Source organism: Mycobacterium attenuatum (assembly GCF_900566085.1).
Classification (GTDB): domain Bacteria; phylum Actinomycetota; class Actinomycetes; order Mycobacteriales; family Mycobacteriaceae; genus Mycobacterium; species Mycobacterium attenuatum.
Genome location: NZ_UPHT01000181.1, coordinates 1 through 15,656 on the forward strand (window position 1 = coordinate 1; position 15,656 = coordinate 15,656).

Below are 15,656 nucleotides of genomic sequence, written 5' to 3' on the forward strand. Positions count from 1 at the left end.
ATCATAAACGAATTCATTCCGCACTCGGCTACCGGACGCCGCACGAGGTGCGCACCGAGTACCTGAATTCACAGCTCGCAGCGTAATGAACACGAAATTCCCAGTCCGGGAAACGCGGGGCACCCCACTTAAGGAGTTCGACCAGCAATTCGGCACCCAGTACCCAGGCGCAATTGACGTCTGGCGCAATGCCTGGCCCGAATTCGTGCCGTTCCTGGATTATCCGGTGGAGTTGCGCAAGATCGTCTACACCACGAACGCGATTGAGTCGATCAACTTCCAGCTGCGCAAGATCACCAAGAACCGGGGTCATTTCCCCGACAAGGACGCCGCGATGAAGTTGCTGTACCTCGGGCTACGCAACATCTCCAGCGAGAGAGGAGGCTATTCAGGCACCGGAACCCCCAACTGGACTGTGGCGCTCAACACACTGTCCAGACTGTTTCCGGGACGAATTCCGTTGTGCTAGAATACAACTCGTACTCAAATCATCTCTGACTTACACAGAATTCGTGACAGGCTCGTAATGACCCAACCGCGTGAACGGCGCGACCGTGTGTGGCACTTCGTGCACCGGCCGACACACTCGGCAGCGGTGTGCACCGTGACTATCCGCACGCCGTCGTCGTTGCGAGACACCGTGTCGACGACGATGCCTTCAAGACCGAGTAGCAAGGTACTACCGTTGGACAAGCTCGCGCCCTTCTGTGATCTGGATGCGTGAAGAACACCCAGTTCACAAGGGCGCGAGCCCTCAATCAGTCACCGACACGATCCGAGTCGATCACACCAGACCCCCGCCAAGTCGGAAGAGCCGGATAAGAACTACCCGGGCCCGGCCGCCTCACTGCGTGAAGGCCTCCCGACTTGGGCCAAGTTAGTGCGCATCGAGGCTGCCGATTTTGGCGAGAGTTTCGCGGATGTCGTCGGGCAGTGGGTCGACTGCGGTCAGTATGTGCTTGCCGGCCCGGATCTGCACCGTGCGGTAGCGGCGTAAGGTGCGAACGAATTGCTTAATGCTCCAACCGGTTCGGTGCTCGATCCAGTGTGTGAGGGCCATCGCAGCGAACACGATGCTCAGGTGAGCGTCGATAGATTCCCGTTTGTGGTGGTAATCGGGCGAGCCTGCAGATCGTGCTTGGACATTCGGAAGGCCTTCTCGATACGCCACAAGTGGTGGTAGGCGCCGATCACGAACTCAGGGGTCTTTCCGACGAGGTTGGTGGTGTACCCTTTCCAACCGGCCAGGGCGCGGGCCTTGGCCTCTAGATCCCGGTCGATCGCCTTGGTTTCCCCGGTCAAGGTGATGAACCGGTTGCGTTTGACCGGGGCTTTCCCGTCGACCGCTTTCTGGGCTTTGGCGATCTGCTCATCGATGCCGCGCAGGGTGCGCCGGGCCCGATCTGCCCGGTACTGGTAGAACGTCACCCGATCCGGGATGCCTCGGGTCTTTTCCCGGCCGGTGGCCGGCCACGGCTGGGTCAGGATCAGCTCGTCCGGGATGGCCTCGTCCGGATGCTTGTCGTGCCACTCGCGCACCACATCGGGCAGGAACGGGAGCCGGGCGCCCAGGATGTAGGTCAATCCGGCTGCGGCGATGTCGATCTGGTTGGCCTCGGAGATCATCCCGGCATCGGCGACCACCGTGACGTTGGACAGGTGGTGGGCCTTCTTGAATGCATTGATCACCGGCAGCATCGTGGCGGTCTCAGCCTTGTTGCCCTCGAACGCTTCGACCGTCAATGGGAACCCCGACGCGTCGGTGAGCAACCCAACGGTGATCTGCGGTTCCAGGCGGCGTTCTTTGGAGAATCCGGGCTCACGAAACCCGTCGGCGGTGTCGGTTTCGAAGTACAGCGTCGTCACGTCATACAACACCAAGGTGGCCGGACCCAGAGCGGCGTGCTTCGCACACGCTGCCGATAACGCTTGGCGCACAACAGGTTCAGCAATCCTAGGCAGACGCCGCTTGATGGTGCGATAAGAGGCCGAACCGACCCCAGTCTCAGCGAGTACCCGCAGCGAATCGGACTTACTGGTCGGCTCAATGATCCGCGCACACACCAGATCCCGCAGTACCTCATCACCGTCGAGCACCCAATCAAACCCCAGCGCCCGGTAGCTATGACACAACGCGTCCCACAAATACGCGGCCCGCGAACCCACGATCTGCAACGGTTCACCAGGACCCGGCGCGGCGCCTACATCGAAATCCAGCGTCTGCTGCCCCTGCGACAACCGCGTGGCAGCAGCCGTCTTCAATGCCTCTAACTGCTCGACATCATGAGCCGACCCCAAATGCTCGATCGATCGCGATCCCCGCCGCGACGACCACACGATCTGCACCGCCGTGGCCCCCGAGCTGGTCTTCACGGTCCGCACATAGGCCACCGCCGCACCCTACGACCAACCGCTTAGTGCACACATTCAGCCCCAAAGCCAACAAAAACCGCAGATCACAGGGTTGCTAAACCCAGCTAAACAAAAAGTTGGCCCAAGTCGGGTCACTGCGTGAAGGCCTGGAGGAAATGTTCACCGTCATCCGGCTCGGCATCGACGGGCGCCTGGCCAAGACCCTCACCACCAGCAACCCGATCGAGTCGATGATCTCGATAACCCAAACGACCAACCGTAACGTCACCCGCTGGCGCGACGGGCAGATGGTTCTGCGCTGGACCGCGGCCGGCATGCTCAACGCCGAGCGATCCTTCCGCCGCATCAAGGGCTACAAGCAGATGCCCCAGCTCGTCGACGCCCTGCGTCGACACGCCAACCCCGACACCGAATCTGTCGGTGCCGCCGCATAGAGTTCACCGTGGATCGTCACCGAAAATCCACGCGACTCGGGACATGCTCGGAGGCACTGCCCGCCGGGATTACGAGCCTAGGGAGTTGTTTGCGCCCTCATGTGAGCGGCGTTGGTGCAAACGTAGCTGGAAGCCGGCTGGTTTGAGGGTCAGGGGCTCAGACACCGAGAGATGGTACCCGGGGGAAGGTTCCAAATCGAAGTGGTGCAGTACCGCCGCCAACGTCAAAAGAATCTCATGAAACGCGAACTGGCGGCCGATGCAAGCGCGGGGACCGGTTCCGAACGGCTTGTAAGTGTGTGGTGGGAGTTTGCGCAGGTTTTCGGGCAGGAAGCGGTCGGGGTTGAACTCGTCTGCGTCAGGACCCCAAGCGTCGGAGCGGTGGGCGGCGAGAAGAAAGACAATCACGAAGTCCCCGGTACGGAAGTGGTATTTCCCGTTGCCGATGCTGGTGTCTTGGCGGGCCTGACGGCTATAGCCGGGCGCTACGGGCCACAGCCGTAGCGTTTCATCGATGACACGGCGCAGATACCTTAGTTTGGGGACATCGTCGAAGTCGATGTTGGGCGCAGTTGGGTCGGGCCAGAGTTTGTCAACCTCGCAGCGGGCACGTGCTGCGACATCGGGATAGATGGATAGGAAATGCAGAGCGAAAGCGATTGTGTTGGCAGACGTTTCGCTGCCAGCAATCAGCAGCGTCATGATCTGGTTGATGATGTTGTCGTTGTCGAGTCGGTCGCCGCTGGCGCGGTCGACGCTGTGCAGCATGATGTCGAGCATGTCGTTGCCCGGTTCTGGCGTGAGGTTAAGGCGCCGGGCTTCGATGATGTCGGCCACCCGTGAGCGGGCATATCTGAGGTCGGCGTCGTGTTGGTATTTGCGTTTTCGTCCGAACAGCGTTTCATAGCCAGGGATACGGCGGACAAAGCGAGCGTAGTGGAGTTCACGTTGGATGGCAGCGATGAGCGGGTTTTCGCCGGGCTCGGTGAGCTTTCCGAAGGAGTAGCCTACGCCGGCGCGGCCGATCATTTCGATGGTGAGCCTGTTGGCTTCGGCGGGAATGTCTATCCACATTTCGTCCGTGGTGTTGGCTTTCCAGGCCCCGACGAGTTCTGCTGCAGTTGCCGCCATAGTGTCGTGATAACAGCGCATCGAGGCTCTGGTGAAGGCTGGCATCAAAATGTTGTGCGCCTTGAGCCAATTAGGTTCGTCGTTATGGGCGGTGAACAGGCCATCGCCAATGAGCGCGCGCAGGTTGTTGAGCGAGGGTCCGATCTTTTTTTCCCAACGGATTTCGTCGTTGACCTCTTCAATGAGGGCAGCGTCGGCAAGGCCGACGATGCGTATCTTTCCGGCGAGCAGTTCGATGATTCCGGTGTTGAGTTCGCGGAATTGAGTGTTGCCCCACTGACTGAATTTTTCACGGTCGATTGTGAGGACGTCGCCGAGAATCGGGAGGCGAAATCGCGGATGTGGGATCGGGGTTGAGATGTGCGGGGTCATATTGGCAGGGACTCTTTCGTGTCGTTGGCTGCGCAAGCTAGTTCCCACCATTTCGCGAGCCCCAATAAATTGGCGATTTCTTCGTCGAGAGTTGTCGCTCGAGGTGGTGGCTCCTTTTCCGCTTCGGTCGATGCCGGAGTGGCGCCGACCGTCTTAGCTTTGACGGCGCGGGAAACGCGCAAGGCGGAGATGGCGGCAGTATGTTCGCGGGGAGGGACGGAATAGGATTCAAGAAACTCGCGCAGATCGTCTGGCGCTATATTAGGGCAATACGGTTGCAGGCGCCAGATGGCATCCCGCAATTCGATAACTGTATGCTGCAGTTGCAGCATATTGTTTCTTGGTCCACCCCCGTCGACTACATCAGTATAGAAAATACTGCTCGGAACGGCAGCGGTGAGGGATGCTCGCACCGGCTGTAATTTCTTCCAGGTGCGGCTGGTCGAGTCCAGCCCAAATTTGGTAAGTACTAATATTCCCAAAGGTATTGCACCGAGCGCAGAAACCACGACTGGAATGAAGAAACAAATTATGCGGTTTGTCATCAGCCGGTAGTCGGCTGTGTCCGTCCAACCGAGCCTGTCAAACAGCGGCAAAACGAACCATTGAGTACCCACCACAATAACGGATCCGGATGCTATTAGCATCCCTACGAGGGTTACGAATTCATGAGCAGCAAGAGCGGTTTTCTTCAGCTCCGAAACGCACAATTTAAACAGTTTCCCACACATAATGAATACCATTGTCAGGTAGCATCCCCATGCTACGACTTCGTCCCAGCCGCCGGCTTGTTCAAGTGTCTTACCGGCGATGCGGGCGTGACTTCCTGCACTCAAAAATGCTAAGGACAAAATGGCCGCGGCCACACGATAGCGTCGCATCCGGTAACGCACATCGTTCAGCGGGAGCTGCGACCATAGAAAATTGAAGCCAATTAATTCCGTACATCCAATAATCGCCGAGACTAAAGATAATTGTTGAGCGGTAGCAGGCGCTATAAATGCGCTTTTAGATAGAACATCTTCTACGTTCGGTATGCGCAGCAGTACCGCTAGCAGCATGGAAGCAAGGAAATTATTGTAGTAGAAGCTGAAAAGATTGGCGTTGCACCGTCGGTAACGTCCGGCTACAACGATCGTCATAAAAATCGCTAAGGGCCACTCAATAATATCTGGAGCTGAATAGCTCATGAGCGTCGGAAGAATGTGCTGCGGAGCATCGAGGTCTGTGCGCCAGCTTCGTCAGCAGCGAACATCACCATCGATGCGAACATTTCTGCATCACGTTCTTGGTCATTGCCGCTGGTTCGTCCTAGCACAGCGCGTATGACTCCTAGGTCGAAACCAGGTAGCAGGTCGCGAAAAGATTCGCTTGCTAGATGTGAGTCGGCGTGAAGCTGCCGAGAGCTGCTCCGGTGACCGAGCTGCATATGTGCAATCTCGTGACACACGATCTGATCGATGTGGTACTCAGTTGTCCCGGCTTCGTGCACGATGATGTCGTCGTGGTCGCGCAAAAGCCATAGGCCACATGGGCAGTCCAGGTCCGTCAGCGCGGCTAGCGCACTTATCTTGGTTTTGTCGGCCGGAACCAGTGTGATCGGTTTGCCGCGCATCTGAGCAACATTCTCCACAAAGACGTTTCGGTCCCAGGGCACCGGAATGGGCATCTTGCGAGCCAACGCGAGTAGTTCAGTATTAGGGATTGCCACTAAGACTGGCCCTTAGGCGTAATGGGAGGTAGATGCTCTAGCTCGCGTATATGGTCGATGATCGCCGCCAAGTTGGCGAGCGCCTCAGGCGTCAGCCCTGAGGCGCGCATCGCCAGGTCGCGTACATCGGCGTCCCGCATTGCTCGGATGACACTAAGCCGCACGTCGATCGACGGATCGGGATCGTCTTCGATCAGATAGGACTCTGGTGCGCCAAAAAACGTTGCGATCGACCGTAACTGCTGAACTGTGGGGTTGGTCTCCTGTACCCCGTTCCGTAGCTCCCAGAGATAAGCCGGGCTGATCGGGATACCTGTTTGGCGCGTGATCGCCTCAGCGGCGGCTTCGTTCGACAGTGGTGGATCGGATTTCTTGTGCATGACTTCGAACAGTTTGTTTAGTCTTGCCGCTAGGTTGGGTGACACGGCCACGACAGGGGTGTTGGATGCCACCTCGTGGGTAAGTGAACCCCCGCTAAGGATTCGTGAGGCGGTTCCGGGTTCCCACTGCATGCCGGTGTCGATTTTTCGCAGGGTCTCGTCAACGCCACGGGATGGACGCCATTTTCCTTGTTCAATATGTGTTTGAAGGGTGTCGGATGGGCCGCCTTGGGTAGTGACCGTGGCCTGCGACCAGCCATAGCGTCTCCTGCGCGCGACAACTTCGTTGCCGAGGCGCTCCCATTGAGGTTGCGGCTGATGCTCCACAGAGCCAAGGATGTCACAACCTTTTAGCAAACAAAAGCCGCGAGTTCTTGAGGGATGGCCATGAGGTTGGTGGCGAAGTGGATGACCGCTGCCAGGAGGCTCCGGGTAGCGTAGCCTCGATTGCCGATATGAGTCCGGCGTCAGCGTCGCTGGTGACCAGCCCCACCCCGGACGGACTGCGGGCGGTCAGTGATCGCGAAGACGTCAGCGAGCCCCACGCAATCCTCGGCGGTGGTTACGTCCGGGCCGAGGTTCGCGCGGTAGCCCTCGCCCTTGACCCCGACCGGGATTAAGGCGTGCATGTTGACCACTCTCCCTGTTCTCGCACCTAAAGGGGTTCTTCCGACTTGATGGGGGTCTGGTGTGACCGATTCGGATCGTGTCGGTGACTGATTAGGCCGAAGTTACGTCGGCGCGTCGCCCAAAAATGATGCTCTACCAGGAGATTATCCGGAACATGGCCGAAATTCGTAGCCAGAAGTTCTGACCGCAGGCGCTGCGTGATATCTGTTGATCGCAACCGACGCTCACCCACATGCCGCATACCACGTGGCGGTGATGGGCTATGTAGCCAGAACATCGCACCATGCGCTAAAGCGTTCGCCCAGATCAGCATTGGTCTTCGTCACCGTGACACCACGTAACTTCGGTTTAGGGCAGCGGGTCCGGCGGCAACGGCCAGGTCTCGGCAGGACTGGTGCGGATCGCGGTAACGCGGGGTCGGGGGTCGCCCGCGTCCGGCGTAGGGGGCGGTCTCGGGCATTGCGTCACCAGGATAGGCGCTGGTGGCGCCCTTGACTGCCACGACGTAGCCGATCTCACGCTCGGTTAGCCCCTGGCGGAATGCGGTGGTGTCTCCGTATCCGGCGTCCGCGGTCACCACGGGCGGGGTGGGGCCCCATTTGATCAACTCGTCGATCATCTCCAGAGCCATCTGCCATTTCGGCCGGTGATGCTCGGTGTCAGGAAGCGCGCACCGCTTACGGCGGACCGCGACCGCGGCCGCCTCAGCAGGCTCGTGGGCGCACTGCTCGTCCCAGCGTTCGGGCACATACAGTCGCGAATCCAGCGGCGCGGAGGCCGCATCGCAGGCGGCGTGCACGCTGACCGCGACCTGACAGTTGCCGACCTTGCCCAGCGTTGCTGAATACTGCCGTGCCACGCACGCCGAGGAATCCCCATCCTTGACGAACCCAGTGTCGTCGATCACCCATGCATCCGGTTCGATCAAGGAGCATGCCTTGCGGGACAGCGTCTTACGGACCGGCTCCACGTCCCACGGCGAACTGGTCACGAACTGCTGCAACCGCTGGTGATCCACCCGCAGTCGCTGCGCCATCGGCTGCATCGACTTGCGTCGGCCGTCCAGCATCAGCCCCCGCATATACAGCCCCGCCGTCGCCTGCCGATCCTTGCGCGCTAAAGATGAAAACAACTCGCTAACAAAGGAATCCAACTGCGCGTTGACACGTACAAGACTTGCTGCATCCACCCCCCGATTCTCCCAGAGATGACACCGAAAACCGTTGCGAAACACCAACCTAACAAAGTACTACTAGGCGCATGGCGGCGTCTAGGCCGGAGTCGCGGGCGCGCCGGGCCGCTGAGCTGGTGTCGCGGCGGGTGGCCTCATCGGCGAGCACCATGCTCGAGAAATGCCGCATGGGAGAGGTGTTGTTGGCGGGCCAAGACGAGCCGTTCGGGCAGGGTGTCGAGCATGGGTCCGAGTTTGAGTTGGCGCATCACACGTTTGAGGTCAGCCGAGATGGGATCGGTGACAATGGGTTTGGTTGGTTTGGTCATCACAGCCCCTCCTGCTCGTTGTGGTGGCCGGTGACCGCGACGCCGCCGTCGATGACGCTCATCCAGTCCGGCTTGGGCCTAGATGGGCCAGTGCGGTATTCGCGCGGGTCTCGGGCAAAGCGGGCCGGGGCCAGCCCCGAAGCCGCCCGTGGCGCCTCGCTGGGGGCCTTTTCGGTGGCTTTTTCCAGCATGGCTGCGATCTTGGTCACCGAGATGACATCGAGTTCCAAAGCGCGTCCGCAGGCGGTGTTGACCGGTGTGGCGCCGTAGCGTTTGACCAGGCCCAACATCCGATAGACCTGGCGCATCTTGGTCCAGGGCAGCTCATGGTCGAGCAGGCGCTCGGCGTAGATGGCGATGTCGGGTCCATGGCCGGCGGCGGTGGCGATGAGTCGGGTCAGATCCCGCATGGCGTAGGCGGTCTTTTCGACGGGTAGATCCCCCGGGTCGGTCGAGCGCCCGCCCGCCGGTTGGCGGGGATGGGTTTTGACCAGCTGGCCGCGGTGATACATTTTGACCAGCTCAGCATCGGCGCGGACCCAAAGTGTTTGCCCGCGAAGGTGTTCGGGTATCGAATAGAGGGCACTTTTGATCTGGACGTGGTAGTCGCGGTGGACTTTGACTTGCGCGTAGATAGGCAGCTGGTAGGCCGCGGTGGGCGCGGGCAACAACACAGCAGCCTCACTCTGGGCGAACACCACCGCCGGCTGGGCGCAGGTGGTGCCATGGATACGTAGCCCGGCTTTATCGGCGCACCAGGTTTGGGCGCGGGCTTGGGCGTCGGCCAAATCCACGAATTCCTCACCGGCGAAGAAGTTTCCGCGTACGTATTGCACTATCCTTTCGACCCGGGGTTTGTCTTGGGGCGAACCAACGCGGGCCGGGTCGGTAACAAAGCCGCGGGCCTGGGCGTACTCCAACCACCCCACAGTGAATCGTGGGTTTGTCGCATCAGCCTGGGCCACAATCGGTTTCATGTTGTCGGGGATCAAACCCTTAAAGACACCACCGAAAAATGCCCAGGCTGCCTCGCAGCCGGCGAGGATCGCCTCCAACGTCTGGGAGAACGTCAACCACACGAACATGTGCCGCGAATAGACCGCGGTGAAGATCAACGCATGCGCCACCCGCGGCCGCCCAGCCGCCGCATCGAAAATCATCCCCATCCGGGCGAAATCGATCTGACACTCCACCCCTGGATCCCCGTCGGCCACCGGCACCGTATCCCCCCGGCCCCGATACCCGGTGCGCTCAACGCAATAACGGTGCAAGGTGCGCTGGGGCACCATCACCCCCTCGCGCGCCAGCAGATCGGCGATCTTGACCACGCTCAAACCCTTATCGACCCACTCGGCGATCCGATCATGGTTGTCGCACAACAAATCCCACGCCATACCACGCCCGTTCGGCCGGTCCGGGCGCACCGCCTCCACCATCTTGCCCGATCAACTCATCGGTGAGCTGATCAGTGTTGCCGTCACGATCCAACCCCGCCGCCACCGCCGCATCTCTATAGCGGCGAGCGGTCTTGCGATCCACCCCGGCCACAGCACCCACCCGGCCCAGCCCAGCGCCCAACATCCACACCCGCAACATCTCGCGCACCTCGATCACGGAAACCTCCCGATACACAAAGCGGACTCCTTCACATCGATTGACGTGAAGGTGATCCGACCCAGTAATCGAGCAACCCCCGACGCGACACGCGGGTGGTCCCATCACTGGCAAACGGGTGGTCCCATGACCGTGGCTAAACCCTGCTCAAACCGGTCCCATCACCGTGGCGGTCGACAATGATCACGAGCGGTCACAGTAGAAACGCCACACGCCATCATGCAACAACCAAACGCGCGTGTCGCCTGCCCTTTTCGAGCTAATCGCAACACGGGAACTAAGCAGGGACAAAGTGACGTAAGCAGTGCAGGTCCAGGCAGGGATCGAGTTTCGCTGCGTCTCGAGCGCGCACAAACGCGTCGTTGATGCTGCGCCGCGACAGGCGACTTGCGCGTTCGGTCACCCACAGCGCCGATTGGGCTCGAGCGCCGAAGGCCAGACGAACCTCCTCGCGCCACTGTTCGAGCACGGGTACAACCCAATCCATCTCCGGCACAGTTAACACGGTGCGACGCTTGGGCGCGCCGCCCCGCGATGACTTGCCCCACCGGACGAACAAGCCGCCATACCTGCCGAACGACGGGATCTTCGGATTGTGTCGCAGGTCCGCCAGATCGAGGCCCCAGGCCTCCCTGCGCCTCAATCCAAACGCATAAATCGTCTTGAGCAATGACGCGTCCCGCATCGCCCCCAACGATCCCTTGCGGCCGCGTGCACGAATCTCCTCGGCGAGCCCGTCGGCCGCGTCGAACAACGCCTGCACTTCGTCGTAGGTCAACGGCCGCCGCCGCGCGTCTCCTTCGTACTCGCTGACGTGCACGATGGTGTTCCACTCGTGCAGCACCTGACGCGGTGCCACCCCGAACCGTTCCAGGCATTCCGCCGACCAGCCGTAGCGGGAATCAGTCACGTAGTCCAGGAACATCCGCAACGTCGTCTCGTACAACCGCGCGGTCGTCACCACGATCGGTTGGTCCTGCGTACGGCACGCGTTGATGAACGCTTCGATGTCCTCGGCTTCCCACTGCCACGGATACTCGTTGCAGAACTCGACAACGCGGCGCACCAAACGCAATCGCGAAGAGACGGTATCAGACTGCAGCTTCGCCAGCGTCATCGTCGTGTCAGGATCGAAGCCGAGACACGCATTGGTTGCTGCGCACCGTTATCGGCAAGCGGCGCAAAGCCTCAGCAGATGCAACTCCGCTCAGTCGCGACCGTATCCGTCCTTGCCGATTGCTCTTACCCAGATGTCGCAGTCAGCTGCGTTCGGCCCTCGCACTACCCCGGCGTCAAAGCGCGCACACTCGCGGCCGTACACGACCGGGTCGACCCACAATACCCGCGGTGCTGTCATGCACTGCGCGCTGTCGTCAGCGCGGCCGCATGCGACGGCGCTGGCGGTTCGCTGTCGACGGAAGCAGCGCCCCTCGGCGACGGTGGTGATGCGCGGTGCTCATCGGCGCTCGATTCGTCCGCCGGCGCCGCCGGACTGTCGTGGTTGGGTCGAAGGTATTTGCGCACTTGACTTTCGGACATATCGGCGAGCAGTGCGATGGTCTTGATCGAATCACCGCGTGCTCGCATCCGTGCAACGGCTGCCGCTGCGGTCTTGTGATGCTCCGCCCGTTTGCGATCGGCTTCCACCGCCACGGCGCCAACCCGCTCCGATTCCCACTCATCAACTTCGCCCACCCTAGTGCGTGCGCGCATCACCTCGGCAGCGTCATCAACAGATTTGCCCTCACGCTCGGCGCGCTCCTGCTGGGCCTTCGCTAGCCGTTCGCGGGCTTGCCGGCGCGCCTGCTCCAGTGTCTTCCGGTTCGTCATGTGAGCAGACCGTAGCGCCGTCCCGGCCGGCGTGCCCACCATCCACCACCAGATTTCTTCCCCCACACCCGTTTCGGCCCACCACAGACCAACCGGCACCGCTGCTGACCCGTTCCCGCTGCCCTCCGGCCTACCCGGCCACCACCAACCAGCAGCAGCCACCCTTCCCTCGTCTCGCCTACCGCCTCGCCGCCGAACACACCTCTTGCATCTTGGCTAAGAAAACGCTAAGAGCCCGGCTTGGGTGCGGGGCTGCCGAGCGGTCGAGTTTTTACGGTGCGGCCATGTGAGGGCGTCAACGCCGTGACGGTGAGCATGCACAAGATCAGCGCCGGGGACGGCTACCTGTACCTGGTGCGCCAAGTCGCGGCCGCCGATGCGACCCATCGCGGCCGCAGCAGCCTGGCCGACTACTACTCCGTCAAAGGCGAAGCCCCCGGCCGCTGGTATGGCCGCGGACTGACAGCCCTATCCGACCCCGCGGGGCTGCGCAAACCACCCACCAGCACCCTGGCCCAGCTGTGGGCGATCACCGAAGGCACCCAGGTCACCGAAGACCAAATGAAAGCCCTCTACGGAGAAGGGTTGCACCCCAACGCAACTGAGATCACCAAACACCTAACCCGCCAGGGCTTGGGCCACCAGCAGGCGATCAAGGCCACCAGACTGGGCGCCAAATTCCCCATCTACACCAACCCTCCGTTCGTTGACGCCTTAGCCGAGGCCTACCGCCAGCACAACATCGCCGCCGGACAACCACCCCGAGCCAAACTGGATCCCGCGGTCAAAGCCAGGATCAAAACCGAGCTCGCCCGCGCCTGGTTCGCCGAAGAATTCGGCCGCCCACCCGGCGACGATCGCGAGCTGTCGGGCTTCATTGCGCGCCGCAACCGCCCCGCGCGCACCGCGGTGTCCGCGTTCGATCTGACCTGCTCACCAGTGAAATCGGTCAGCGCCATGTGGGCGCTGGCGCCAGTGCCCACCGCGCAGATCATCGAGGAATGCCACGATGCCGCGGTCGCCGACGTGCGAGCGTTTTTCGAGGACTCGGCCGCGCTGACCCGACTCGGCTCCAACGGCATCGCCCAGGTCGACGCCGAGGGTCTGATCTTTACCGCATGGACACACCGAGACTCGCGCGCCGGCGACCCCGACCTACACACCCACCTCGTCGTCTCGGCCAAAGTCGCCACCATCGACCGCAACGGTGTGCGACGCTGGCGCGCCCTAGACGCCCAACCGCTGCACCGGCTCACGGTGGCCGCCTCCGAGCTCTACAACACCCGAATCGAACACCACCTCAGCTCCCGACTGGCGTGGGTGTTCGCTGAAATAAAGCCTCCCGAACGCGGCAAACGCCCGGTACGCGAAGTCGTCGGCGTACCACAAGAACTGCTCGCGCTGTGGTCCTCGCGGCGCGCCGAGATCGAGGCGCGCACCGCCGCGCTGGCCAAACAATTCCAACATGAACACGGCCGCGAACCCACCGCGCTCGAGCTTGTCGACCTCTCTCAACAGGCCACGTTGGAGACCCGGGAAGCCAAGCACGAGTCCCGGGCGGTCGGCGAACAACGCGCCACGTGGCGGACCCAAGCCATCGAACTACTAGGGCATCGCGGCCTGACCGCAATGTTTCACAACGTCGGCGCCGCCAAAGCCCAACGCCTGGCCGCCGTCGACGAAAACTGGGTCAATAACGCCGCCAAGGCGGTGATAGGCGTTATCGAAGAAGACCGCGCAAGCTGGTACCGCCACCACGTGCTGGCCGAAGCCCAACGCTACATCCGCACCCGCGGATACGCCGCGCACGCGCCCGCAGACTTAGCCGATCGCATCACCGCCGCCGCCCTGTCCGACTCGCTGTCGCTGCCGCACGCCCGCATCGATGACGACGACCTTGGCGAACCCGCGGCGCTGCGCCGCCGCGACGGAACCAGCGTGTACCGACGCCACGGCAGCGCCCAATACACCTCCCAAAAAATCCAGGACGCCGAGAAGCGCATACTGGCTGCAGCTCGTGCCCGCGGCGCCCGCCTCACCAGCCGCCTCGACATCGACTTAGCGATCCAAGACTCAGCCGCACGAGGCAAACCCCTCAACGCCGGCCAAATCGCGCTCGTCGACGAAATGGCCGCCGGCGGACGAAAAGTCACCCTGGCGCTCGCTCCCGCCGGCTCAGGCAAGACCACCGCGATGGCCGCCCTAGCCCATGCGTGGCGCTCCTCCGGCGGCACCGTCATCGGCTTGGCCCCCAACGCTTCAGCTGCCATCGAACTCGGCGGCGACCTGGCCGCGCCTACCGACACCCTTGCCAAATACGTCCACACCGCCAACGGCGGTCCCGGCGCGGTCCCCGCATGGTTCCGCCGCATCAACGCCGACACCATGGTGATCATCGACGAGGTCGGCAAGGCCGGCACCCTCGAACTCGACGCGGTGATCAGCCACGCCAAATCAAAGGGCGCCTGCATAGGTCTCGTCGGCGACGACGGGCAGATCGCCTCGATCTCCGCGGGCGGGATCGTGCGCGATATCGCCGAAGAAACCGGCGCACTCACCCTGTCGGAATTAGTGCGGTTTCACTCCAAGTCCGAAGCCGCCGCCACCCTGGCGCTGCGTGCCGGCGACCCCACCGGGCTGGGCTACTACATCGACCACCGCCGCGTCCATGTCGGCTCGGATGACACCGCCGCCGACATGGCCTACACCGCCTGGCGTGCTGACACCCTGGCCGGACACGACAGCCTACTGCTGGCCCCCACCAACCCAATGGTCAACGAACTCAACGCCCGCGCTCGCCGCGACCGCCTCGCAGATGAAAACGTCACCCGCATCGGCCGCGAGGTGACCCTCGCCGACGGGCTCGCCGCCAGCGCCGGCGACATCATCCGCAGCCGAAACAACAATCGCTGGCTGGTATTAGGACGCGGTGATTTCGTCCGCAACGGCTACCGGTATCGGATCAACCGGGTACGCGCAGACGGCTCGCTGATCGCCACCCACCTGGCCACCGGCAAGCGCATCACCTTGCCCTCCGATTACGTCGCCGAACACGTCACCCTCGGCTACGCCTCCACCGTCGACCTCGCCCAAGGCCTCACCGCCAAGTTCGCCTGCCACATCGTCGGTGCAGCCACCCTGACCCGCCAACTGCTCTACGTCGCGCTGACCCGCGGCCGCGCCGAAAACCACATCTACCTGTCCACCAGCGAGCAAGACCCCCACAAAATCAACTCCACCAAAGCCACCCACCCCGAGACCGCGGTCGAAGTTCTCTCCACCGCGCTGGCCCGCGACGGCGCCCAGGTCTCGGCCACCACCGCCGAGCGTCTTGCCCGCGACCCAATCGCCCGTCTCGGGCCAGCCGCCGACATGTACTACGACGCGATCAGCGCCCTAGTCGAACGCGCCCTCGGCGCCGACGCCATGAAAGCCATCGACGACGGCGCCGAGGCCGCAAGCCCCGACGTCACCGACTGCCCGGCCTGGCCCGCGCTGCGCGCCCGCCTCGCTTCCATAGCACTCGATGCCAACTCCGTATCGATCGCCCTGAGCAAATTCGAAGCCGCGGTCAACCGCCGCGAACTACGCAGCGCCGAGCTGGTGGCCGCCGTATTGCACTGGCGCCTCGAAGCCGCCGACCCCCAACCCCCCGGACCGCTGCAATGGCTGCCCCACATC

At 62.1% G+C, this 15,656-nt stretch carries 10 protein-coding genes and 5 pseudogenes; 3 read left to right on the forward strand and 12 right to left on the reverse strand.

Annotation, left to right across the window (positions count from 1 at the left end; translation table 11 throughout):
* Positions 1-127: 127 nt before the first annotated feature.
* Positions 128-469: pseudogene (locus EET13_RS28825) on the forward strand (transposase); the annotation flags it as partial.
* Between the two features lie 408 nt (positions 470-877).
* Here the strand turns inward: EET13_RS28825 and EET13_RS28830 are convergent.
* A pseudogene (locus tag EET13_RS28830) lies at positions 878-2,391 on the reverse strand (IS1634 family transposase).
* Positions 2,392-2,501: 110 nt separating this feature from the next.
* On the opposite strand from EET13_RS28830, the pseudogene EET13_RS28835 reads away from it, so the two are divergent.
* Positions 2,502-2,807: pseudogene (locus EET13_RS28835) on the forward strand (IS256 family transposase); the annotation flags it as partial.
* A gap of 69 nt (positions 2,808-2,876) precedes the next feature.
* Here the strand turns inward: EET13_RS28835 and EET13_RS28840 are convergent.
* From EET13_RS28840 to EET13_RS28880, 11 genes and pseudogenes are all read right to left on the reverse strand, one after another.
* Positions 2,877-4,310 carry a cytochrome P450 gene (locus tag EET13_RS28840; protein ID WP_122445449.1) on the reverse strand — a complete coding sequence of 478 codons (1,434 nt, stop codon included), beginning with the start codon at positions 4,308-4,310 and terminating at the stop codon, positions 2,877-2,879.
* Positions 4,307-5,500, reverse strand: coding sequence for a DUF6545 domain-containing protein (locus tag EET13_RS30035; protein WP_136623298.1), 1,194 nt, complete (start codon positions 5,498-5,500; stop codon positions 4,307-4,309). Before EET13_RS30035 ends, EET13_RS28840 begins: the two co-directional genes overlap by 4 nt.
* Positions 5,497-5,979 (reverse strand): hypothetical protein, encoded by a 483-nt coding sequence (locus EET13_RS28845; RefSeq protein WP_122445450.1) that lies wholly within the window; start codon positions 5,977-5,979, stop codon positions 5,497-5,499. Before EET13_RS28845 ends, EET13_RS30035 begins: the two co-directional genes overlap by 4 nt.
* A gap of 41 nt (positions 5,980-6,020) precedes the next feature.
* Positions 6,021-6,728: a helix-turn-helix domain-containing protein gene (locus EET13_RS32105; protein WP_244604175.1), complete on the reverse strand. Its 708-nt coding sequence runs from the start codon at positions 6,726-6,728 to the stop codon at positions 6,021-6,023.
* Positions 6,729-6,783: 55 nt separating this feature from the next.
* Positions 6,784-7,045, reverse strand: a pseudogene (locus tag EET13_RS28855) (transposase); the annotation flags it as partial.
* Positions 7,046-7,355: 310 nt separating this feature from the next.
* Positions 7,356-8,220, reverse strand: a pseudogene (locus tag EET13_RS28860) (IS701 family transposase); the annotation flags it as partial.
* Between the two features lie 137 nt (positions 8,221-8,357).
* Positions 8,358-8,531 carry a hypothetical protein gene (locus EET13_RS28865; RefSeq protein ID WP_211189159.1) on the reverse strand — a complete coding sequence of 58 codons (174 nt, stop codon included), beginning with the start codon at positions 8,529-8,531 and terminating at the stop codon, positions 8,358-8,360.
* Positions 8,531-9,925, reverse strand: coding sequence for a Mu transposase domain-containing protein (locus EET13_RS28870; RefSeq protein ID WP_342212321.1), 1,395 nt, complete (start codon positions 9,923-9,925; stop codon positions 8,531-8,533). The genes EET13_RS28865 and EET13_RS28870 overlap by 1 nt, the downstream gene beginning before the upstream one ends.
* Positions 9,894-10,163, reverse strand: coding sequence for a hypothetical protein (locus EET13_RS32660; protein WP_342212322.1), 270 nt, complete (start codon positions 10,161-10,163; stop codon positions 9,894-9,896). Before EET13_RS32660 ends, EET13_RS28870 begins: the two co-directional genes overlap by 32 nt.
* Positions 10,164-10,422: 259 nt before the next feature.
* Positions 10,423-11,262: a tyrosine-type recombinase/integrase gene (locus tag EET13_RS28875; RefSeq protein ID WP_122445451.1), complete on the reverse strand. Its 840-nt coding sequence runs from the start codon at positions 11,260-11,262 to the stop codon at positions 10,423-10,425.
* 236 nt (positions 11,263-11,498) lie between these two features.
* Positions 11,499-11,975, reverse strand: coding sequence for a hypothetical protein (locus EET13_RS28880; RefSeq protein ID WP_136623299.1), 477 nt, complete (start codon positions 11,973-11,975; stop codon positions 11,499-11,501).
* 315 nt (positions 11,976-12,290) lie between these two features.
* Here EET13_RS28880 and mobF point away from each other — a divergent pair.
* Positions 12,291-15,656, forward strand: a 3,366-nt coding sequence (gene mobF / locus EET13_RS28885; RefSeq protein ID WP_168991348.1) for a MobF family relaxase, incomplete at its 3' end; no start/stop codon positions are given.